This window comes from Oceanobacillus halotolerans, assembly GCF_010993955.1.
Classification (GTDB): Bacteria; Bacillota; Bacilli; order Bacillales; family Amphibacillaceae; genus Oceanibacillus_A; species Oceanibacillus_A halotolerans.
This window is the reverse complement of the sequence record NZ_WIXL01000006.1, coordinates 43,402-67,595: the sequence shown is the minus strand read 5'-3', so window position 1 is coordinate 67,595 and position 24,194 is coordinate 43,402. Positions and strand designations below refer to the sequence as shown.

Here is a 24,194-nt window from a genome sequence, read left to right as displayed (position 1 = left end):
ATGCCCGTGGTGAAAGGGACTGTCTGGAGCGGAAACCAAAGCCTCTAAGTTATGACGCATAATCTATCAACTATTCATCAGAAAAAACAACAATCTTATAGAAAACAGCCAACTTTTGTCACAGTAAGAAGCTATTAACAATTGATACAGCGATATTTTAATAGAAAATGGACTAACTTTCTGTATTTGTTACTGCTTTTTGATTTCTTTCGGTTACAGGATAATTACCAGTGAAACAGGCTTTGCAAATTCCTTGGTGTAATGTTTTATCTTTTACAATCGCGTTTTCTAAGCCTTCCGTTGATAGATACGCTACACTGTCGGCACCAATTATCTCACAAATTTCATCGACAGAATGGTTTGCAGCAATTAGCTCTTTTCTTGTCGACATATCAATTCCGTAATAACATGGATTTTCAATAGTTGGCGAAGCGATTCGAACATGCACTTCTGTGGCACCCGCTTCTTTTAGCATGCGAACGATCCGTCTACTTGTCGTTCCTCTTACAATGGAATCGTCAATCATAATGACACGTTTTCCCTCCACAATACCTCTTACAGGGGAAAGCTTCATTTTCACACCTTGTTCTCGTAATTCCTGTGACGGTTGGATAAATGTACGACCAACATAACGGTTTTTAATTAACCCCATTTCATACGGAAGACCACACTCTTCTGCATAGCCAATCGCTGCTGAAATACTGGAATCAGGTACACCTGTTACCACATCTGCCTCTACTGGAGATTCCTTCGCCAGTTCAATTCCCATTCGTTTGCGTGATGCATGGACATTGACATGGTTTAAATTGCTATCTGGTCTTGAAAAATACACATACTCCATTGCGCACATGTTACGCTGTTCCCGTAATGCAAATCGTGTTGTTTCGATTCCCTTATCACTTATTGTGATTAACTCACCTGGTAATACTTCTCGTTCGAAGGTAGCACCTACAATATCAAAAGCACATGTCTCAGATGACACGACATAACTATCACCTAATTTACCAATAGATAATGGACGCAGGCCTCGTGGATCTAGTGCAACATACATCCGGTCTTCTAATAAAATGACAAACGCATAGGCTCCAACAATATGATTTAATGCCTCTGCAATCGTTGTCTCATTCACTTGATTGCCGTTTCGTTTAATTAAGTGTGCAAGTACCTCTGTATCGGATGTGGTTTGTAAGATGCGTCCCTCTTCTTCTAACTCTCCACGCAGCTTATAAGCATTCATGATATTTCCATTGTGTGCTAAGGCCATACTTTCTGTTTGCGAACGAAAATATAATGGTTGCACATTTTCAATACCCCCATCGCCTTGAGTGGCATAGCGAACATGACCAACCGATGCATTCCCTTTTAACTCGGAAAAGTTAGCATCCTTAAACACATCATTAACTAGTCCTAACCCTTTATATTGTTTTAAGGTTTCACCATCACTAATAACCATTCCCGCGCCTTCTTGACCCCGATGTTGCAAGGCATGTAACCCGTAATACGTAATTTCTGCTGCCTTCTCATGACCCCAGATTCCAAATACCCCACATTCTTCATTTAAGCCTTTGATTTCAGCAAGCATGGAATTGCTCCTTTCCAAAGTTGGCTAAGCGTTTCGACGTCCTCCTGTATTCCATCTTCCTTCTGCGCCTTTACCGAAAATGTCCCATCAGCCGTGACAACACCAATCTGAGATGCATCATTTACTTTATTTTCAAATTGTGCTTGATGTTCAGGTTTTACCGATACAACAAAACGCGATTGTGTTTCACTAAATAATTCCGTTGTGAAGTCCCCTTCAAGTTCTACCGAAACACCTAATCCTTTATCATGAAAAACACTTTCCGCTAATGCAACAGCTAATCCTCCTTCTGCTATATCATGTGCAGATTGGATGATACCTTGTTGAATAGTTTCTAAAAGTTCTTGTTGCCGTTTCGCTTCAACAGAGAGATTGATTTCCGGTGCTTTCCCTTCATATTTACCATTCAGTACATTTTGTAATTCACTTCCACCAAACTCACACTTGGTTTCGCCAATCACATAAATGAGATCTCCTGCTTCTTGGAAATAACTTGGTGTAATGTGTTCAACAGATTCATGGAGTCCAACCATTCCAACTACTGGTGTTGGGAAAATAGCCTTGCCTTGCGATTGATTATATAAGGAAACATTCCCACTAATAACGGGAGTTTGTAATGTGGATGCTGCCTCACTCATTCCTTCTACACTCTTTTCCATTTGCCAGAAAACTTCCCTATTCGTCGGATTACCAAAGTTAAGTCCATCCGTTAATCCTAGTGGACGTGCTCCAGAACAAACAAGATTACGTGCTGCTTCAGCTACGGCAATTTTTCCACCAGTTTCAGGATCTAAATAAATATAACGGGAATTACAATCAGTAGTAATCGCAAGCGCCTTATCTGTACCTTTCACTCGTACCACTGCTGCATCTGAACCAGGTGTCACTACCGTATTGGTTTGGACCATTGAATCGTATTGATCATAGACCCACTCTTTACTAGCAATCGTAGGCTGTTTTAGTAATTTCTTTAACATATCCACATGGTCTGTTACGGCTGGGATCATATTATCCATTTCTTGAAATACCTTATAATACGATGGTTCTTGTGATGGTAAATGATAAACGGGTGCTTCTTCCGCTAATGCATCAACAGGAATATCTGCCTGAACTTCACCATGCTGCTTAATTCGGAATACTTGCTCCTCAATTATTTCACCGACTGCAACTGCCTGAAGTCCGTATTTTTCAAAGATATCGATAATTTCTTGTTCACGTCCCTTTTTGACAACCAATAACATGCGTTCCTGAGATTCAGATAGCATTAATTCATATGCATTCATATTCAGTTCTCGTTGTGGAACACGATCTAAATCCATTTCCATACCTGTTCCTGCTTTACTTGCCATTTCACTTGCAGATGACGTAAGACCTGCTGCACCCATATCTTGCATCCCAACAAGTGCATCAGAATGAATCACTTCCAAGCATGCTTCAATCAATAATTTTTCCATAAACGGGTCCCCAACTTGCACAGCTGGACGATCTTTATCCGAGTCCTCCGCTAAATCATCAGAGGCAAAGGTTGCTCCATGAATCCCGTCACGACCAGTTGGAGCACCTGCATACAATACGGTATTTCCGACACCTGTTGCAATTCCTTTTTGTATGTCATCATGATTAATTAACCCTACACACATGGCATTTACAAGTGGATTATCTTCATAACTATCATCAAATTGAACTTCTCCACCTACTGTTGGTACCCCGACACAGTTGCCATAGCCTGCAATTCCGTTTACAACTTCTGAAAATAAATATTTCACCCGTTCTGTCGTTAAATTGCCGAATCGTAAGGAATTCATTAAAGCAATCGGACGGGCTCCCATGGAAAACACATCACGAATAATACCGCCTACCCCTGTAGCTGCACCTTGATATGGTTCAACCGCAGATGGATGGTTATGGCTTTCTACTTTAAATACAACGGCTTGGTTGTCACCAATATCAATAATTCCTGCACCTTCTCCTGGACCTTGTAACACATGTGGAGCTTTGGAAGGGAATTTTTTCAATAATGGTTTTGATGTTTTATAACTACAATGCTCCGACCACATGACAGAGAAAATACCAGTCTCTGTAAAGTTAGGTCGGCGTTTTAAAATGGTCTTCACCATGTCATATTCTTGATCACTAAGCCCCATATCTTGATAGATTTTGTCTTTTTCAATTTTCTCTGGGCTGATTTCATGCGTTAACAACATAGGATTCCCTCCAATTTTGGACGAGTGATTGGAATAGTTTCAAACCATCATCACTACCTAATAACATTTCCACTGCACGTTCTGGATGTGGCATCATGCCAAGAACATTGCCTTTTTTATTCACAATACCTGCAATATCTGCAACAGATCCATTTGGATTATTTTCATACGTGAAGACAATTTGGTTATTTGCCTGTAAATCTTTTAAAGTGGTTTCGTCACAAAAGTAATTTCCTTCACCATGGGCAATTGGTAGTTTTATTGTCTCTCCTGTTTGAAAGAGAGAGGTAAACATGGTTTCGTTATTCGTCACGATTAGATCCTCAAAGTGACACATAAAGGATAGTTTCTCATTACGCATTAACGCTCCTGGTAGTAACCCTGCCTCTGTTAAAACTTGGAAACCATTACAAACACCAAGTACTGGTTTTCCTTTTGATGCATGCTCTTTTATTTGTTGCATAATCTCAGATGTTGCAGCTACAGCACCTGAACGTAAGTAATCCCCATACGAAAAACCTCCAGGCAAAAGGATGCCATCATAGTTTCCTAGATTACCAGCTGATTCATACCAAACTAAATCAGCTTCCTCCCCCAGCACTTCTTTTGCCGCATAGTACATATCACGATCACAATTAGATCCTGGAAAAACAATTACAGCAAATTTCACGACTGAACAGCCTCCTCCACATCAAAGCGATAGTCTTCAATAACAGGGTTTGCTAGGAGCTTCTCACACATTTCGGTAATACGTTTCTCTAAATTCGGACCATCCTCTATTTGTAAAGAGATAGTCTTGCCTACACGTGCCGATTGAACCTCATCATAACCTAGTGAGTTTAACGATTCCTGTATTGCTTTTCCCTGTGGATCCAATACTCCAGACTTCAATGTGATATACACGGTTACATTTCTCATGACGTTGCCTCCAGTCGGTTTAATATTTCTTCATAGACATCCAATAAATCGCCAATCCCTTGACGGAATACATCTTTATCCATTTTTACTTGTGTATGACGATCCCATAATCGACAAGTGTCTGGTGAAATTTCATCACTCAGCACAATCGTTCCGTCTGGCAATCTACCAAACTCGAGCTTAAAATCTACTAATATTAAATTGATCGTTTGAAACATTTCTTGTAAGACAGTATTAATCATTAAGGCATCTTTTTTTATTACTTGTAACTCATCTTGTGAAATATCACTTAATCGTAATGCATGATCATCATTGATTAATGGATCATCCAATTCATCATTTTTATAAAACAATTCCACTAATGGTGGTTGGAAAGGGGTTTTTTCCGTAAAACCTAAGCGCTTTGTAATACTGCCTGTTGCCATGTTGCGAACAACGACTTCTAGTGGGATAATATTCGTTTCATACACAAGCTGTTCTTTGTCATTTAACTTCTTGATAAAATGACTGGCAATCCCTTTCTTTTTTAAATAGGAAAAGACTAAGGAAGATATCTCATTATTTAAACGGCCTTTTCCAGTAAAGCTTTCCTTCTTTTTACCATTTAATGCGGTTGCATCATTTTTATAGGATAAAACGAGTTTCCCCTCTTCATCAGCAGCACGATAAACCTTCTTAGCCTTCCCTTCATAAAGCAGTTCAGCCTTCACGTTATTCCCCTCCTAAGCCAATGCGGTCGAAAATAGCATCGACATTTTTTAAATGGTAGGTGTAGTCAAAGCAAGCGTCAATCTCTTCTTCTGTCAGTAATTCCGTAATTTGATCATCTGCTTGAACAAGTTCTTTAAAATGTGTTTCTGTTTCCCAAGCTTGCATTGCTTTTGGCTGGACGATATCATAGGCAGTCTCTCGTGCCATACCTTTGTCGATTAAAGTTAATAAAACGCGCTGTGAAAAGATGACACCATGTGTTTTACCAATGTTTCGTTTCATATTTTCTGGGAAAACGGTCAAGTTCTTCACAATATTGCCGAAACGGTTCAACATATAATTCAACGCAATGGTGACATCTGGTAAAATCACACGTTCTGCAGAGGAATGAGAAATATCTCGTTCATGCCAAAGAGATACATTTTCATACGCTGTTACCATGTGTCCTCGCACAACACGTGCCATACCGGTCATATTCTCTGAACCAATTGGGTTTCGTTTATGTGGCATAGCAGAGGATCCCTTTTGACCTTTTGCAAAACGTTCCTCCACTTCTCGTGTTTCTGTCTTTTGAAGGCCTCTAATTTCTGTTGCGAACTTTTCGATTGAAGTTGCAATCAAGGATAGGGTCGATACATAGGCTGCATGACGGTCACGTTGTAATGTTTGCGTCGAAACGGGAGCTGGTGTTAAGCCAAGCTTTTCACAAACATACTTTTCCACAAATGGATCGATATTGGCATATGTCCCAACTGCACCTGATAGCTTGCCAAACTCAATATTTTTCGCTGCTAGATCAAAGCGTTCGATATTCCGTTTCATTTCTTCATACCATAATGCAAGCTTCAAGCCGAATGTGGTTGGTTCTGCATGGACACCATGTGTTCTTCCCATCATAACCGTATGTTTATGTTCAACTGCTTTTTGTTTCAAAATTTCTAGGAAGTTATTTAGATCTTTTCGGATGATATCGTTTGCTTGCTTTAATAAATAGGAAAGTGCTGTATCGACAACATCTGTTGAGGTCAATCCATAATGAACCCACTTTCGCTCTTGGCCTAGTGTCTCTGATACTGCACGAGTAAACGCTACAACGTCATGTCTTGTTTCTTGTTCAATTTCGTAAATACGATTGATATCAAATCCTGCCTTTTCCCGAAGCTTTTGGACATCCTCTTTCGGAATAACCCCTAGTTCACTCCAAGCCTCACAAGCTAAGATTTCAACCTCTAGCCATGCGTTGAACTTATTCTCTTCTGTCCAAATGGCTCCCATTTCTTCTCTGGTGTAACGACCTATCATTGCTTTGCCTCCTCAAATTCCTGGATTGCTTCTTTATGTGTATCACCAATAAAGGTGATATGACCCATTTTCCGCTTTGGTTTAATGCCTTCTTTGCCGTATAAATGGACAAACCCACCTGAGACTTTTTGCATTGCACTTAGTACACCTTCCATATCTTCGCCTAAAACATTGATCATGGTAGCTTCTTCTAGTAAGTTAATTTCCATTAATGGTAACCCACAGATTGCACGAATATGTTGAGCAAATTGCGAAATATTGCAAGCTTCGATTGTATAATGACCAGAATTGTGTGGCCTTGGAGCCATTTCATTCAAGTAAATAGTTTCTCCTTGTACAAACATTTCAATTGCAAACGTACCAACAATATTCATTTTATTTGCTAAAATTTTCGCATGATGGATAGCTTTTTCGTTGACCGCTTCACTTATGTTAGCAGGAACGGTTGTTTGATAGAGAATATGGTCCTTATGTGTATTCTCTGCAATTGGGAAAAAAGCTATCTCCCCAGATTGTGATCGTGTAAAAACTACAGATATTTCTCGATCAAATGAAATCCATTCCTCCATAATGCAATGCTCGTTATTTTCTGCAAATCGAATTGCCTCTCTGTTGTCATCTTGTGATGTTAATTTAAGTTGGCCTTTTCCGTCATATCCACCACTACATGTTTTAATAACTGCTGGGTAGGAAATCTCGTTTAAAGCTTCTTCACACGAATGATGGTCCGTTATAACGTGAAAAGCTGGTATTGGCAATCCCAAATCCTTCATGAGACGTTTTTCTTTTTCTCGGTTTTGTGTGACTTCCAGTGCATAGGCACCTTGTGGTAATTTTTCTTGTTGTTCGATATAGGATGCCGCCTGTAAATCTACATTTTCAAATTCATACGTAATGACATCACATTGTTCGGTTAATGTCTGGATGGCTTCCATATCATCATAAGGTGCGGTGATTTGGCTATCCGCAACTTGGGCTGTTGGACAGTTTGGCGTTGGATCCAGCACTGTCACATTATACCCCATATACTTCGCTGCAATGGCCATCATACGCCCCAATTGGCCGCCACCGATAATCCCAATCATTTGTCCTGGAAGAATTGTTTTAGTTGTTGGCAAGGTCTTCCCTCATTTCTTCTACTTTTTCTTTCATTGATTTTCGGTATGTATCTAATTTAGCAGCCACGTAATCATCAAATGCTCCGATTATTTGTGCTGCAAGAATGCCTGCATTTGACGCACCAGCACTTCCGATTGCGACGGTAGCAGTCGGTACACCCTTAGGCATTTGTACGATGGAAAGAAGTGAATCTAATCCATTTAATGCTTTACTTTGTACAGGAACACCAATAACTGGAAGCGTTGTTTGCGCTGCTACCATTCCTGGTAAGTGGGCTGCACCTCCAGCACCAGCAATAATGACATTTAGTCCTCGTTCACGCGCTGATTTTGCATATACAAACATTTCATCTGGTGTACGATGAGCTGAAATAATTTCCTTGTCATAAGGAATTTGTAATTCATCTAACACCTTGCAAGCATGTTGCATTGTTTCCCAATCTGAAATACTTCCCATAATGATGCCAACTTTCATTGATATCCCCCTCTTATGTCTTATAGAAATGCTCTGTTCAGAAGATTATCTTTCACATATGTTATTTATTTTCTTACCATCCAAGTTGAAATAAACTGTGACTAACCGTTATGTTAACTTTCTTCCATCCTTTATTACGTAAGTGCTAATCCAGCGCTACGGGAAAACACTCGCTTTCACCATGGGCACAAGTGCGACATCTGTTCAAACTCTCTCTGTTCGTTTTCACAGTGTCTTCTTTGCCATGGGGAACGCTTCAGCCTCCTCAAAGAAAAACGTAAGCGCCTTGGTCACACCCGATTAGAAAACTTGGCTTGTCGCCAAGGGGCGAAAGTCTTAGTTGCACTTATGCAGTAAGAAAGTTTTTTCTTATCTGCCAAGCTTAAGCCAAGCCTCAGTGTGGCGGTTTTTGCCATAAAGAGGATTGACTTAAGACCTCGAGGGTGTAGGCGCTGAAGTTAGACATCGCGAGCAAAAAGCGCTCGCTGTGGGGTCTTCAGACTGTTCCTTTTCCCATAGGAGTCTCGCATTTTCCCGCCGCTTAGAATAATTTTCGGTTCAGATTAGAAGAAGTCCATGAAAGGTCCATTTGTGCAAACTACAATCCAAAGCACCAATCTTTTAGCTAATAGCAATAAAAAAGTCTATTCGTCTCCCCATTTTATGAGAGAAGACGAACAGACTTTTAGCATGCTTAAATCGGATCATGTGCTAGCCACAATGATTCATCCTCCCTCATAGTCCAGCATTTACGGTGCCAGGTAGAAACTTTTGAGCCATATTCTCAAAAATATATGAGGTTCCGTATTGATTTGTCGATTTAAGCATAACAAATTTATTACAGTCACGTCAATAAAAAATCGAACAATTCATCAATTATTAACATTAATGTTCGGTTTTTGCTTAACTATTACGAACTTACTATTGTTCCGCCATTTACATGAATGACCTGACCGGATACATAACTGCTATCATCTGAAGCTAAGTAAACATAGGCTGGTGCTAACTCATATGGTTGACCGGCACGATTCATTGGTGCATCTTGGCCAAAAGTTTTGACTTGTTTTGCTGGATAACTAGATGGAATTAGTGGTGTCCAAATCGGTCCAGGTGCAACCGCATTAACACGAATACCATCCTTCATTAGGTTTTGGGATAAAGAGCGAGTAAATCCGACAATTGCACCTTTTGTAGCACTATAATCAATTAATTGTTCATTGCCTTCATAGGCTACAATTGAAGTTGTATTGATAATAGCATCACCACTTGTTAAGTGTGGCAAAGCTGCTTTTGTGAGATAAAAATATGCATAAATATTCGTTTGAAAGGTCGCATCCAATTGTTCTTCGGAAATATCTAATAAACTCTTTTGTATGAATTGGACAGCATGGTTGTTTACTAAAATATCCAATTTCCCAAAATGCTCAATGGTTTGATGTACAACATACTTACAATGGGTGGCATCACGTAAATCACCTACAATTAATAAGCAATATCTGCCCAAGGCTTCTATTTTTTGCTTCGTACGAAAGGCATCTTCATTTTCATACGTATAATAATATGGGATAACAACATCTGCACCTTCTTTCGCAAATGCAATGGCAGCAGCTGCTCCAATTCCACTATCGCCACCCGTAATAATTGCAACTTTATTTGCTAGTTTATTTGAACCCACATAGTTTACATCTTCTATAATTGGTCGTGGCTCCATCATTGATTCAATACCTGGCTGTTGCCCTTGGTGCTGTGGTGGAAATGATTGTTGGTGTTGGTTATTTCCATGTCCCATACTACTCCTCCTCTTGTAAAACATATTTTATAATGAAAAAAGGACAGGTTGCTGTGAACCTATCCTTCCACTATATAATTAAATGTATGTTATCGTTCTATTTTTGAGCCTGGCTGATCACTCTGTGGATGTATTCCTGCTGTATTATCTTTTTTCGGATTAAATAATCGGCCTCTCCGAACTTGTTTCACCCAGAAACCGCCATGAATTTGCTTCGGTTCGTATGAAATTATGAATGCTTTTGGATCAATTGTTTTAATCGTTTCGTATAACTTTAATTCGTATTTTCGAGGTGTTAAAATTTGCATCGCTAAACGGTCCCCATCCATCCCATAGGCAAACCAACTCGTCACACCATAGCCTTTATCCCGAAGCTTACGGGTAAATTCAATATTCGGATCGGAGGAAATAACATTTACCGTTATGTAGCCTAGTGCAAGTTTTTCTTCAATTTTCGAACCGACCACTACACCAATTCCAAACCCAACTGCATATGCAATCAAATTTTGTATTTGATCTAAATTATCTAGAACCAAGCCAAGTCCAACTACATAAATAACAATTTCAAACATACTTACTACTGCTGCAATATATCGGCGACCTTTCAAGGTTAATATCATGCGAATCGTTGAGAATGATACATACACAATATTTATCACTAGAATGATAGCGACCATCACATATGCATTGCTTAACAAGTAAATCCCTCCAATTTCTTGTACCTAGAATAACGCATTTTTTACATTAATGAAAAAGTATACTCTCTATCATTCCCATTTATTCACATGAATAAAGAACTATTTAAGAGGAAATTTAAGCTTTATTCGGACCAAACACTCTTTTTGTAACGGAGTCTTTTTGGCCTTTTAGCCTTTTGTGTAATGTTTGCTTCCATTTATCAGCTAACAATGGACAAGATGCTAGATCATCGGCTAAGCGGAGATTATCTGTATCCACATACATCACTTCATTGCAGGCAGCAATTGTCCACTGTGGGTAAGTGCGGTCTATCAATTCCAAATCAATGCCAGATAAAACTTCCCCTTCTTGTAATACCCGAAAATACCATCCTGTTCGGCCACTATTTTGAATCCGTAACGCAAAGTCCATCACACGAAAACGGCGTGCGGGTTTCCAGCATGGTCTCCGTGGTTGGGATACTTGAATCACAGCATCGCCAAATTTATACGTATCCCCAATACATACAGAAAACTCATCCATTTCCAAGACTGCTAAGTTTTCTCCCATTGCACCTATTCCAATGTCTATATTTAAGTCCTTTTTCCAGTATGTATAATGTTTAATGGGATAGGTAAAGACCGCCTTCTCTGGACCACCATGATTCTTTTTATCTGCCACATCATCACCAGCAAGACCCGTTTTTTTCAACCAGATAAAATCATCTGTTTTCTGTTTAAAAATTGCCGATTCCCATGGCTTTTCCATCCGATCAGTTGCATTAGCATCCCCTACTTGTTTAACGTTTCCGGTTAAAATTTTATGGACATGTGGTTCATTCATCGTGTCACCTTCCCCCAAAATATGTTATAGTCATTTTACTTGAAAAAATCATTTTTTGCACGATTTGAAAAATATATTTTTAAGGTAGCTTCCTTTATTGTAAAGAACACGATAAAACTAAAAAGACTTTCCATATTGGAGGGAAAATAGATGACAAATCATTTAAAGAAAGCAACATTTGCAGGTGGCTGTTTTTGGTGTATGGTCAAGCCATTTGATCAGTGGGATGGTGTCAAAAGTGTAGTTTCAGGTTATACTGGAGGACATTTAGAGAACCCTACTTACGAAGATGTCAAATCTGGTACAACTGGTCATTATGAAGCAGTTGAGATCACCTATGACCCTACTATTATGCCATACGAAGAGATCCTAAAAGTCTATTGGCAACAAATAGATCCAACTGATGATGGTGGACAATTCCAAGATCGTGGCGATTCTTATCGTACCGCTATTTTCTATCATGATGATCAACAGAAAGAAGCAGCAGAAGTATCAAAAGAAGAATTAGCGAATAGCGGTAAGTTTAATAAACCCATTGTTACTAAAATTCTGCCTGCATCTACATTTTATCCTGCAGAAGACTATCATCAGGATTTTTATAAAAAAAATGAACAGGAATACAAAGAAGATCGAGCAAAATCAGGCAGAGATGAATTTATAGAAAAAGTGTGGGGAAACAATTAAATAGTCCTTGCCTCTAGTAAAGGAGTGATTTTGGATCACTATTCAAGGGTTGTCTTGTCACAAGATTAAATTTGAAGGATATCTCTGAATTGATAGGATTTTTTAAGTTACTTGCTTGAGATATTTGAGTGATTTTTGCTTGAGACCACTTCTCTGTTACTTTTTTATACTTGTTGAAGTGGGTTTCGGCATTGAGACTGCTTCTCTGTTACTTTTTTAGGCTTGTTGAAGCATGTTTCGGCACTGATACCGCTTCTCTGTTATCAGTTTATGCTTGTTGAAGTGTATTTCGGCATTGAGACTACTTTTCCGATGCATTTTATCATAAAAGTATAACCATCACCCAAAGGAGTAGGAGCGAAATAGTTTGGCTAAACACGAATCATTAATTCCATTACGAATGCTGTTATTTAGTTTCCATGCAGCAAATACGATAATTATTAGCTTTTTGCCTTTGTATTTAAGGGACAAAGGATTAAGTGGAACCGAAATTGGCTGGGTTCTCGCGATCGGGCCATTTGCTGCTCTATTTGCTGAACCTTTTTGGGGATATATGAGCGATAAATTTAAATCTGTTAAGCGAATGCTATTAATTTGTATTATTGGGTTAATCATTGGTAGTGTTTTCTTTTTCCAAATGAACACCTTGATTGCTATCTTAGTCATGGCTGCCGTCTTTTACTTTTTCACATCTCCTATTGGGGGACTTGGGGATAGTTTGGCACAACGACGCGCAGATGAATTAGGGGTTTCATTTGGCTCCATCCGGACGTGGGGTTCTATCGGGTTTGCAACCTCTTCCCTAATAGTTGGAGCACTGCTTGATATCGTCGGAATCGAATATATCCTATGGCCTTATTTATTTTTCGGGTTCATGGCTCTTTTCGTTGTATTTCGCTTAACTGATGTAACAGTTGATCCTGATCCCATTCAAATAAAGGATGTAAAAGAATTATTGAGCAATAAACCCTTTCTCTTGTTTTTACTTTTTATGATGTTCTTAACTATTTCCCATCGTACCAATGATAGTTTTATTGGCTTATATATTGAACAGCTAGGTGGGACGGAGGGGTTAATTGGATTGGCATGGTTTGTTGGTGTTGCAAGTGAAGCACTTGTATTTGCTTTTGCACATCGGTGGTTTCAAAAATTTCATCCACTTGTGTTTGTTATTATTGCAGGAGCTTTATACACCATTCGGTGGTTTATTTACGCCTTACTTGAAAATCCAACCTACATCATTCCACTTCAAGTGTTACACGGGTTGACCTTTGGTGTATTTTATTTAGCAGCTTTTGAGTATATTACACGTCTAGTTCCAAGATTATTACAGTCTACCGGACATCTTGTTTTTTATTCCATCTTTTTTGGATTATCCGGAATCATTGGTTCGTTAATGGGTGGTGCCATCATTGATTCATTAGGAGGAAATACCCTATATACCATATTAGGTGGCATTACATTAGCTGGGACAATTTGTTTAACGATTTACCATGTGGTCCCCTATCGAAAAAAGACGGGTAATAACTAAGCTAGAGAAAGAACTTCTAACACCAGGACTAAGTAATCCTCTTTTTGGAGGAGAAAATCTGAATAATAACGAGCGAAATAGCATCCAATTAGTAGATTGGATGCTATTTTTATTGACATGACAAGTATAAAAACCACACATAAAATATGATTTTTTGTAAAAACTATCTATATCCTTTATGTTATTAGGAGGCTCATGATGAATACAAAAAAAGTTCATCTAACATCTGCTGAAATTGGTTCTCTTTGGACGGCATATATGAATGATAGTATGTCTAAATGTATTACAGGTTTTATGTTAAAAGATATTCAAGATCCCGACATAAAACCAACTGTCCAAAAAGCACATACTATTTCATCCAAGCATTTAGAACAGTTACATGACCTTTTTGAAAAAGAGCAATATGCCGTTCCAAATGGATTCACAGAAGAAGATGTTAATATGAACGCTCCGTGGTTATTCACAGATACGTTTTGTTTATCCTATGTTAATCATATGGCAAAAGTAGGGATGCTATCATATAGTGGATTTGTTAGTATGAGTGCTAGGGAAGATATACGAAACTATTTTACACAATGTTTAACAGAAACAACTGGGCTTTACAATCAATCAATAGAAATCGCACTATCAAAAGGAGTAAGTGCCAGACATCCTTATATAGAAGTACCAAAGGAAACAGATTATGTAGACAGTAAAAAATATTTTAGTGGCTTAAATCCCTTTAGCGATAATCGGCCATTGAATTCTGTCGAAATTTCCCATCTGTATTTAAATACCATGACAAACACCATTGGGATGAAATTGTGTCTAGGCTTTGCTCAAACCTCACCATCGAAAGAGGTACAAGATTATATGCTCAGAGCAAAAGATATCTCGCAAAAACATATTAAATTATTTATAGATACCCTACTGAAAGAAGATATTGAAGCACCACAGGTCCCTGATGTCAGTATAAGTGATTCAACCACCAAAACTTTTTCGGATAAAATAATGATGTTTCATATGTCATTAATTATTACTGCAGGAATCGGTAACTATGCTACTGCAGCCGCTGCTAGTCAACGGAGTGATTTGGCAGTTAATTATGAAAGACTGTCACTTGAAGTAGCTAAGCTTGCCAAAAGTGGTGCCGATTTGATGATCAAGCACAAATGGCTTGAACAGCCACCTGGTGTAAAAAATCGTAAAAAACTGGCAAAAGAAAAAGGCTGATACAACATGATCGATGCTATCAGACTTTTTCTTATTCCTTTTATCTATTAACTCAAGAACATAAAATACAATACAAAGATGATAAACAATGCATACATGATTGGATGTATTTCTTTTGCACGACCTTTTAACAACATCGTAATTGGATAGAAAATAAACCCAATTGCAATACCAGTTGCAATACTATAGGTTAATGGCATTGTAGCTATTGTTAAAAATGCTGGTACTGCAATCTCAAATTGATCCCATTCGATATTTTTTAGTGCGGTTGACATCATGACACCAACGATAATTAATGCTGGTGCTGTAACTTCTGATGTGACAACACTCAATAACGGAGAGAAGAATAAAGCTAATAAGAAAAACCCAGCAGAAACAACTGCGGTAAAACCAGTTCTTCCTCCTACACCTACACCTGCAGTGGATTCTACATATGATGTTGTTGTGGATGTACCAACTGTTGCACCGACCACAGTCGCAGCAGAATCAGCAAATAATGCACGACCAGCTCGTGGCAACTTATTATTTTTGACTAACCCAGCTTGCGACGCTACAGCAACTAATGTTCCAGCTGTATCAAAGAAATCAACAAACAAGAAGGTTAGGATAACGACAAGCATTTCTAATGTGAAGATATCTCCAAAATGAAGAAATGCCTGACCAAATGTTGGAGCAACACTTGGAACACCACTTACAATCCCGCTAATTCCAGTTGGTGCACTAATTAATCCAAATAAAATACCGGCTATTACTGTAATGATCATCCCATAAAAAATACCGGCTCGAATCCCAATGGTTATTAAAATAACCGAAACGACAAGTCCAAATATAGCTAATAATACAGATGGAGATGTAATATCTCCAAGTGCTAGCAATGTATCTGGATCCCCTACCACAATTCCTGCACTTTGTAGTCCAATAAAAGCAATAAATAAACCAATACCAGCACCTACTGCCAATTTTAAGTTTGCTGGAATCGCATTAATTACTTTTTCACGAATGCCGGTTAACGTTAATACAACAAAAATGAGACCCGATGCCAAAACACCAGCTAAGGCTGTTTCCCATGGTATTCCTCCACCAATAACAACCGTAAAAGCAAAGAATGCATTTAACCCCATACCTGGTGCAAGGACAATCGGGTACCTTGCAATAATCCCCATAAATAGAGAACCTACTGCAGCAGCAATTGCAGTAGCAGCAAATACTGCTCCCTCATCCATTCCTGTCTCACTTAACAACGATGGATTAACGAATAAAATATAAGCCATTGCAAGAAACGTTGTTAATCCTGCTGTAAATTCTGTTTTGTAGTTTGTGCCAAGCTCTTCGAATTGAAAATACTTCTTCATGGCTTCTCCTCCTCTAGGTTTTATTAAATTTGGCTCTTTTCGTACTCTTTGGTGTTTTCTTAAATCGTAGTTTCTATATAATGCGCAATAACATTAAGCTAAAATTACCGCTACAGAAAAACATTTCGCTTTCCGCGGACTCCCCACGAGCCTCCTCGTGAAAACCCACACTGCGGGGTCTCTTAGGCTCGTTTCGACGAACAGGACGTTCTAGTGTCGGCGTTAGTCACAGGACGTGACCGGTGTTAGCCGACGACGCAGGAGTCTCCATGTTTTTCCTCCGCTAGAAATCAACTATTGCAATATATAGGCCTTATTATTAGTGATTAGAGCGGAAGGGAGCCAACTCCTATTCTGGGATTTTGCTATTTCCGTAACTTATAAATGACATTTTGATTAGAAAATCTCTACAGTGAAGGCAGAATACGGAGACTCCTATGGGAACAGCACGTGTCCGAAGACCCCTAAAAGAAGTTCTGTGCGTCACGGGAGGCTGAGGCCGTGTCCATGGTAAAGAAGACACTGTGAAAACGAATAGTTTAAACAGATGTCGCACTTATGCCCCTGGTGAAAGCGAAGTATTCTGCCGGAACGGTAAGTTACGTCGCAATTTACATCAACTATTAATTAAAATTCATCCTAAAAGCAACAGACTTTAGAAAACAGCAAAACGTAAAAATAAAAAGACACTCTTGGTGTGAACCAAGAGTGTCTATACATACCCAGAAAAAGCAATGAGGAAAGAAGAAGCCTGCACCACACAAATGAATGGTGACGTATCTTTTTCTTCATTACTCAATCTGCGTAGTCAGACTATTTACGGTAGTCCGGTAGAAACTCTTGGGCCATATCCCCTAAATTATACGCAGTGTATATTCATTTTTAACTAATTTCTATCCTTATCTTACTACTATTTCCCTAACAGGTCAAGACAAAAAACGAACATTAAACATATAAATTATAATATCGTTCGTATATTATTCCCATTCAATGGTTGCAGGTGGCTTACTTGTAATATCATATACTACACGATTGATATGCTCGACATCATTCACGATTCTTGTAGAGATCTTCTCTAACACATCCCACGGAATTCGCGCCCAGTCTGAAGTCATTCCATCGATTGATGTAACCGCACGTATTCCAATCGTATAATCATATGTCCTTGCATCACCCATAACGCCAACACTTTGGATATTTGGAAGTACCGTGAAATATTGCCAAATATCACGATCAAGTCCTGCTTTCGCAATTTCTTCTCGCAAGATCGCATCTGATTCACGTACAATCTTTAACTTTTCTTCTGTTACTTCTCCTAAAATACGTATTGCTAAACCTGGTCCAGGAAAAGGCTGGCGCCACACAATATAGTCTGGTATTCCAAGTTGTGTTCCAAGTTCACGTACTTCATCTTTAAAGAGTGTATTTAATGGTTCAATTAATTCAAATTGCATATTTTCAGGAAGTCCTCCAACATTATGATGGGATTTAATCGTTTGTGCTGTCTCTGTTCCACTTTCAATAATGTCCGTATATAAGGTACCTTGTGCTAGAAAATCAATTTCTTTTAATTTAGCTGCTTCATCGTCAAATACATAAATGAACTCATTTCCGATGATTTTCCGTTTCTTTTCTGGATCATCTACACCTCTAAGTTTTGATAAGAACCGTTCCTGTGCATCTACTTTGATGATGTTCATGTTAAAGTCGTCCGCAAATACGTTCATGACATCGTCTGCTTCATTTTTGCGCAATAACCCATGATCGACAAAAATACACGTTAACTGATTGCCTATTGCTTTATGGATAAGTGCTGCTACAACGGAAGAGTCTACCCCTCCACTTAAGGCACATAATACTTTACGATCGCCAACTTTAGCTTGAATTTTTTCGACTTCCATTTCAATAAAATTTTCAATTGTCCAGTTACCTTCACTACCACACACCTCAAAGACAAATTGCTTCAATAAATCATTCCCATATTCTGTATGACGGACTTCTGGATGAAATTGCACACCATAGAGTTGTTTCTCTGGATTGCTCATCGCTGCAATTGGTGTGGAAGCACTTGTCGCATCTACTTGAAATGAAGCTGGTTCTTGAATTACCTTGTCTCCATGGCTCATCCATACAGTTTGTTTACTTGGAGAATTATTAAATAAAACTGGTTCATTTTGTATATCAATGACCGCTTTTCCATATTCTCGATTTTTTGCTTTCTCTACTGTTCCACCATAATGATCCGCCATAACTTGCATCCCATAGCAAATTCCTAGGATAGGAATATTTAGTTCAAATATATCCATATCTGGACGGAAACTATTTTGATCATAAACACTATGTGGGCCACCTGATAAAATAATTCCTTTTGGATTCATCGCTTTAATTTCTTCTGCTGTTAGCTTATGCGAATGCAATTCACTATAGACACCAAATTCCCGAATCCGTCTGGTGATTAATTGATTGTATTGACTACCAAAATCGAGGACAAGAATCATTTCGTTATTATTCATATCGATGCTCCTTTAAAATTAATTGGCTTTTTCGGATCCGTTGTTAAAACGTTTTACTTAGGGTTGCCTGAATTCTGCATATTGTTGCACGAGTTTGGTGCTTGGTTGCACGAGATAGACCTGTTGTCGCACGAGTTTAACTTAATGTCGCGCGAATCATACAGTTTGTCGCACAATTTTTTCTAGGACGATAGAAAAACCTAGACTTCTCCTGTAAAAAGGCAGAAATCTAGGTTTTATCATACACACATAGAACTTCCGCCTTCATAGTCAGAGCATTTACGGTACTCTGGTAGAAACTTTCGAACCATATTATCGAGGATATACGAAGGGCGACTTGATCGTTATTTAATTAATATCTTTATATTCTACTAACCTATTAGTGTATGGTCAAGACAATATCTTTTTAATTAAATCTTTCCATATTTGTGTCAATTCTTCTATTTTCGAATCATCTATTTCATTCCTATAAAGTATTTGTTCATAATAATTGGTTAACTGGTTCATTGCTGTTGTTTCGTAACGCCGATCAATACGTTCGGCATATTCTCTTAATGTCTGATCTTCTTCTTTACCTAGTCCAGTGTGTTTTAAGACTTTAAGCATGTGGTGGTATGCCAGTTGGAATGTTTCCGCGTCCTTTTTCCGCATTAGTTTCACCAAAACAAAATAAGACGTGATACGATACCAAATTTTATAGACAACATACCCAAGACCTAGAACAAAAGCGATAATTCCGATAATAAGCCACCAATTGATAGAGCCTTCATTCGTTTCTGATGTTGCATCAGCGGATACAGCTTCCCCTTCTTGAAGGTTAGGATTTTCTTCTAATTCTGGTGTTTCATAAGCTGATTCTGTATCAGTTTCTGTTGAATCCTCACTCCCGATATCCTCAGGATCAATATTCATATGAAAATCTGTTAGGTTTGAAAATCCTTGTGTTGGTTCAAAAGGTACCCAACCGATACCAGGAAAATGTACTTCTACCCATGAATGAGCATTGTTATTTGTTACTTTATAGACATCTAGGCCAACGTTCGTTTCCGATATTTTTTCTCCACTTGTAAATCCTTTTACCCATCTAGCAGGTATATCTAACGAACGAAGCATCACAACCATAGAAGTTGAGAAATTATCACAATAACCCACTTGACTATCAAATAAAAATTGGTCAACATAATCCTGCTCCTCTTCTGGGACAGGTACATCACTGATTTGATACGTAAATCCATTTCGGCCAAAATACTGTTCAATGGCTTTTGCCTTATCATATCGATTGTCTTCTGATTCGGTTACTTCTGCTGCCAATTCACCAATTCGATCTGGTAACGCTTCTGGCAATTGAGTGTAATGTTCTTTAAAATCTAGGTTATCTTCTTCACCACTTTCCCGCAATTCGTCAATGGCAAACGAAGGATGCTGATACGTAATCGAATAATTTGTAAGGCTAGCTTTTTCGCCATTTTTTTGTGTCTGTACTGCTTCAGAATATGGATCAAACAAAAATTGACCTGTCTCACTAGTTTCTACTTTTGTCATACCATAAGGGTAGATTAATTTTTGAAGGTCCGCACTTCCATCAAATCCAATAATTGCTTCCAATTCCTCAGTTTCTACACCTTCTGCAAATGTTACAACCTCAAGTTCCTCTTTCTGACGTAACTGATAATCGGATGGATTCGCGTTTTCCCAACCTTTCCCTGTATAAACATCCTTTGTTTCAATTCGCCAATAATGTTCTTCCTCTACGGCAGCTTGAAATACAGGTGTATCATCTTGGACAAATGAACCACCTAATTGGGAGTCGTCTTCACCATAACCTACCTTACGAATTGTTGACCCAGACCCAGAACCACCAGCATTTTCTGCAGCACTTTTTAGAAATGGAACTGGATCTGGCCATTGTGGATCGAATTTTGGTGCCACGTACCCAATAAAGGAAGCTAACAAGACGATAGAAATTAGTGGCATCACCCATATTGCTCTTCGTTTAGCCCACGGGAACCGAATTTCTTCTAAATTGATATTTTTAATGAAGTTTGTTAATCCTAACACAATAAATGAAATAATAAATGTCCGCACAATAGCCATACTAGCATCATAGGTTGTAAAGGTATCTAGAACTGTTATATAAATAAAGGTGAGAATGACAAATAGGAAAATTCGCTTCATCACAACAAACCAGTAATATAACAAATAGCTCATTAACCATATTAGTAATAAAAATAAAAAGCTACGAAATAATGGCGTCAAATTATATAGTTGCTGGGAAAAAAGGGAACCTATATTCATGGATAATTCAGCAAATAACTGTTCAAACCACCATTTGCTTAGAAATGCTTCCGTAAAATATAAGCTGTTTAGAATAAATAACATTCCAAACCCTTTTAGGAAACAGGATAAGATCCAATTCAACTTTAATAAGGATATAAAGAAACAAAAAAGTGTATAAATAAGAAACACGTTTACATCACTTGTATTGGTTACTTCTTCAATCGGATACAGCCATTCTAAAAATAAGAAAAAACCACAAATATATACAATAGAGGTGTAGAGTATTGGAGTTTGGTTCTGCTTTATTGATTTCATGTAATACTCACCTCAATTGTATTTTGTGTTAATTGCTCTTCTGAGAGGTTGGTAATTACTACACCCTCTATTTTAAGTTGTTGTATAATAGCATGTTCCTGCTTCGTTACTTTAGATGCGGATTGGATGAATAAAACGATTACTCTTTTAGCACGTTGCATCATTCGCCTTAAGGATTGCACAAACGCCTCATTTAAATTTGTCGTAATGATCATAACCACATTATCTCTTGCAACCGTCATGGACACTTCACGCAATTTAACAGCGAACTGGGTATTTAGAGATGGTTGAATACGCGTTAATTGTTTACGCACCAAGTCTTTTTGAGCTGGATCTTGATGTACTGCAAAAAAGGGCATTTTTTCCCCTACTATTAAAAAACCAACTTGTGATGCTTGTTGCTGCATCGTATTGATTAGGGAGAAAGCCACTTCGATCGCAGCTTCATATGCAATGATGTTAGTACTTCCTTCCTGACAATTATCCAATACAATTAGTGTATCCGTACTCTTCTCTTGTTCAAATTCCTTGGTCATCATAGTATTTTTCTTCGCTGTTTGTTTCCAATCAATCCATGTGAATTTATCACCTGGTATATATTCGCGAATACCTGTTACCATATTGGTGTTATTCGTGTTCACAGAATAGGTAGGAGTTGAGCCTTGTTCATAGCTGCTCACCTGTTCTAGCAAACGAATCGGTCGTTCATTTGGGTAAACGATTAATTCATCTGACACCTGAAAAATATGTTCTTTTTTAACCATGCCAAATACATCGCCAGTTTTGATGCGAACCGCTTGTAATTGATGTTCTCCACGAGGGATTTGTTCGATCACATAGGGGAACTCAATTGTTCGTCTGAACCATGGAAAAACGATTTTTTTTATTTTTCGTTGTACATTTAATTTCTCTGGCTGATCAAAGTAATGGTATTTCTCTTTATAGCTATCTATTTTATTTAATGAATCTGGAAATACTTCTTCACAAATACAATAATAAAGGGGAAAAGGCATGCGTCTTATAATTCTTATGGTTACAGAAACACGATCCCCTGCTTTCACAACATGCCCAGAAAGCTGACGGTTCACTTCCCATTTTCCTATTGGATAAAATAACAATGCGATATGATAAAGAAAGATTGGTAGAAAACTAAAGAATAAAAACCAACTTACAAATCCACCTTGAAACATCGCATAGGAAAATAGAATAACAAATAAACAAACAATAAAGCTAAGTTTGCTCACAAATTGTATTGTCCCATTCATTAATGAAATTCCTTTCGAATTGGAATAGATGTATTTCCAATCACATTTGCTATTACTTGCTCCTGTGACACCCCTTCATATTTTGCTTCCGATGTTAAGATTAATCGATGTGATAGAACATATGGAGCTAAATATTTCACATCATCTGGGAGTACATAGTCACGAGCACAAATGTATGCATATGCTTTTGCTGCTTTCATTAATGCAATAGATCCCCTTGGACTAACCCCAAGATAGATTGTAGCATGGTTTCTAGTAGCCGTTACTAGATTAATAATATAACGTTGAACATTTTTATCCATATAAACTTGGTTAACTTCTTCTTGAATTTTTAGCAAATCTTCTTTTGTCATAACGGATTCCACTTGTTCAATTGGGTGATTACGAGAAGTACGTTCAAGCATTTCTAATTCATCTTCTAGAGAAGGATATCCCATTTTTAATTTTAATATAAAACGATCGAGCTGAGCTTCAGGCAGTGGATATGTTCCTTCATATTCAATCGGGTTTTGTGTTGCCATTACAAAGAAAGGCTTTTTAAGTGGAATGGTCTTTCCGTCAACAGTAACACTTTTTTCTTCCATTCCTTCCAAAAGAGAGGACTGTGTCTTAGGAGAAGTTCGGTTTATTTCATCTGCTAATACAATATTACCAAGTATTGGTCCCCCACGAAACTCAAATTCTAACTCTTTTGGGTTGTATATCGAAACACCTGTCACATCGGAGGGTAATAAATCTGGTGTGAATTGAATTCTTGTAAAATCACAATCCAATGATTTTGCTAATGTTCGTACAAGCATTGTTTTTCCGACACCTGGAACATCCTCTAATAAAACGTGACCTTGTGCAAGCAAGGCAACTAAACTTAATGTCGCGACATCTTCCTTGCCAATCATTACTTTATTTATATTTTCTAACACTTTTTCAACATTTTTATTATAAACTAGCGTATCTTGCATTAAAATGGTCCCCTTCCTGATACCGCAAGTTTTATTTACGTATCTACTATAACTATACTAAAATTACGGAATGAAGTAAAAAAGAATTTTGGGTGTGTGAATGCCTTAGTTATGTTGTGAATGTTATGGATTTAATGAGAAGCTGTTTTCTAAAAGATTGTTGCTTTTCCAGTATGAATCTTAATGAATAGTAGATAGATAATGCGACGTAACTTAGCGGCTTTGATTTCTCGCTCAGGCAGTTGTTTTTTCACATTCAATGATAGTTGAGTGCTTTAACCCTTTATGAATGAGAAAGGCGACAGTCCTCCACTTCAATCACTTTAAAAAAAAGTTATAGCATAATGAAGGTTTTGGATAGCAACACTAGCGAAGGAAATAAACGAAGACTCCTGCGGAATAACGAGCCTAAGAGACCCCGCAACGAGGACACGAGTGAGGAGGCTCGTGGGGAGTCCGCGGTAAA

19 protein-coding genes and 3 riboswitches are annotated in these 24,194 nt (G+C 38.1%); of the genes, 3 read left to right on the top strand and 16 right to left on the bottom strand.

What is annotated here, in order from left to right; all coding sequences use genetic code 11:
* Positions 1–172: 172 nt before the first annotated feature.
* The 11 genes from purF to GHC26_RS08995 form a co-directional block, all read right to left on the bottom strand.
* Positions 173–1,582 carry an amidophosphoribosyltransferase gene (gene purF, locus GHC26_RS09045; protein ID WP_163970948.1) on the bottom strand — a complete coding sequence of 470 codons (1,410 nt, stop codon included), beginning with the start codon at positions 1,580–1,582 and terminating at the stop codon, positions 173–175.
* Entirely contained in the window at positions 1,558–3,786 is a 2,229-nt protein-coding gene (gene purL, locus GHC26_RS09040) for a phosphoribosylformylglycinamidine synthase subunit PurL (protein ID WP_163970947.1), read from the bottom strand. Before purL ends, purF begins: the two co-directional genes overlap by 25 nt.
* Positions 3,770–4,456, bottom strand: coding sequence for a phosphoribosylformylglycinamidine synthase subunit PurQ (gene purQ / locus GHC26_RS09035; protein WP_163970946.1), 687 nt, complete (start codon positions 4,454–4,456; stop codon positions 3,770–3,772). Before purQ ends, purL begins: the two co-directional genes overlap by 17 nt.
* A complete protein-coding gene (gene purS, locus GHC26_RS09030; RefSeq protein ID WP_163970945.1) occupies positions 4,453–4,704 on the bottom strand; it encodes a phosphoribosylformylglycinamidine synthase subunit PurS in 252 nt (83 codons plus the stop codon). Before purS ends, purQ begins: the two co-directional genes overlap by 4 nt.
* Positions 4,701–5,414 carry a phosphoribosylaminoimidazolesuccinocarboxamide synthase gene (gene purC, locus GHC26_RS09025; protein WP_163970944.1) on the bottom strand — a complete coding sequence of 238 codons (714 nt, stop codon included), beginning with the start codon at positions 5,412–5,414 and terminating at the stop codon, positions 4,701–4,703. The genes purS and purC overlap by 4 nt, the downstream gene beginning before the upstream one ends.
* 1 nt (position 5,415) lies before the next feature.
* A complete protein-coding gene (gene purB / locus GHC26_RS09020) occupies positions 5,416–6,717 on the bottom strand; it encodes an adenylosuccinate lyase (RefSeq protein WP_163970943.1) in 1,302 nt (433 codons plus the stop codon).
* Positions 6,714–7,835, bottom strand: coding sequence for a 5-(carboxyamino)imidazole ribonucleotide synthase (purK, locus tag GHC26_RS09015; RefSeq protein WP_163970942.1), 1,122 nt, complete (start codon positions 7,833–7,835; stop codon positions 6,714–6,716). Before purK ends, purB begins: the two co-directional genes overlap by 4 nt.
* Entirely contained in the window at positions 7,822–8,310 is a 489-nt protein-coding gene (gene purE, locus GHC26_RS09010; protein WP_205599210.1) for a 5-(carboxyamino)imidazole ribonucleotide mutase, read from the bottom strand. Before purE ends, purK begins: the two co-directional genes overlap by 14 nt.
* A 718-nt stretch (positions 8,311–9,028) precedes the next feature.
* Positions 9,029–9,128: riboswitch (purine riboswitch) on the bottom strand.
* 92 nt (positions 9,129–9,220) lie between these two features.
* Positions 9,221–10,123 carry an SDR family oxidoreductase gene (locus tag GHC26_RS09005; protein WP_163970941.1) on the bottom strand — a complete coding sequence of 301 codons (903 nt, stop codon included), beginning with the start codon at positions 10,121–10,123 and terminating at the stop codon, positions 9,221–9,223.
* Between the two features lie 65 nt (positions 10,124–10,188).
* On the bottom strand, positions 10,189–10,797 hold the full coding sequence (locus GHC26_RS09000) for a DUF2179 domain-containing protein (RefSeq protein ID WP_163970940.1): 609 nt from the start codon (positions 10,795–10,797) through the stop codon (positions 10,189–10,191).
* A gap of 115 nt (positions 10,798–10,912) precedes the next feature.
* Complete coding sequence (locus tag GHC26_RS08995; protein ID WP_163970939.1) at positions 10,913–11,620, bottom strand: MOSC domain-containing protein; 708 nt, start codon at positions 11,618–11,620, stop codon at positions 10,913–10,915.
* A gap of 150 nt (positions 11,621–11,770) precedes the next feature.
* On the opposite strand from GHC26_RS08995, the gene msrA reads away from it, so the two are divergent.
* The 3 genes from msrA (at position 11,771) to GHC26_RS08980 (ending at position 15,047) form a co-directional block, all read left to right on the top strand.
* Positions 11,771–12,304 (top strand): peptide-methionine (S)-S-oxide reductase MsrA, encoded by a 534-nt coding sequence (gene msrA, locus GHC26_RS08990; RefSeq protein WP_163970938.1) that lies wholly within the window; start codon positions 11,771–11,773, stop codon positions 12,302–12,304.
* A gap of 367 nt (positions 12,305–12,671) precedes the next feature.
* Positions 12,672–13,835: an MFS transporter gene (locus GHC26_RS08985; RefSeq protein WP_163970937.1), complete on the top strand. Its 1,164-nt coding sequence runs from the start codon at positions 12,672–12,674 to the stop codon at positions 13,833–13,835.
* A 198-nt stretch (positions 13,836–14,033) separates the two neighbouring features.
* Entirely contained in the window at positions 14,034–15,047 is a 1,014-nt protein-coding gene (locus GHC26_RS08980) for a DUF3231 family protein (RefSeq protein ID WP_163970936.1), read from the top strand.
* A 47-nt stretch (positions 15,048–15,094) separates the two neighbouring features.
* Here GHC26_RS08980 and GHC26_RS08975 read toward each other — a convergent pair whose 3' ends face one another.
* The 5 genes from GHC26_RS08975 to GHC26_RS08955 form a co-directional block, all read right to left on the bottom strand.
* Entirely contained in the window at positions 15,095–16,399 is a 1,305-nt protein-coding gene (locus GHC26_RS08975; protein WP_163970935.1) for an NCS2 family permease, read from the bottom strand.
* Between the two features lie 785 nt (positions 16,400–17,184).
* Positions 17,185–17,286, bottom strand: a riboswitch (purine riboswitch).
* A gap of 90 nt (positions 17,287–17,376) precedes the next feature.
* Complete coding sequence (gene guaA / locus GHC26_RS08970) at positions 17,377–18,912, bottom strand: glutamine-hydrolyzing GMP synthase (RefSeq protein WP_163970934.1); 1,536 nt, start codon at positions 18,910–18,912, stop codon at positions 17,377–17,379.
* Positions 18,913–19,159: 247 nt separating this feature from the next.
* A riboswitch (purine riboswitch) is annotated at positions 19,160–19,261 on the bottom strand.
* A 41-nt stretch (positions 19,262–19,302) separates the two neighbouring features.
* Entirely contained in the window at positions 19,303–21,504 is a 2,202-nt protein-coding gene (locus GHC26_RS08965; protein WP_163970933.1) for a transglutaminase TgpA family protein, read from the bottom strand.
* Positions 21,501–22,769 (bottom strand): DUF58 domain-containing protein, encoded by a 1,269-nt coding sequence (locus GHC26_RS08960; RefSeq protein ID WP_163970932.1) that lies wholly within the window; start codon positions 22,767–22,769, stop codon positions 21,501–21,503. Before GHC26_RS08960 ends, GHC26_RS08965 begins: the two co-directional genes overlap by 4 nt.
* Entirely contained in the window at positions 22,769–23,728 is a 960-nt protein-coding gene (locus GHC26_RS08955) for an AAA family ATPase (RefSeq protein ID WP_163970931.1), read from the bottom strand. Before GHC26_RS08955 ends, GHC26_RS08960 begins: the two co-directional genes overlap by 1 nt.
* Positions 23,729–24,194: the final 466 nt, after the last annotated feature.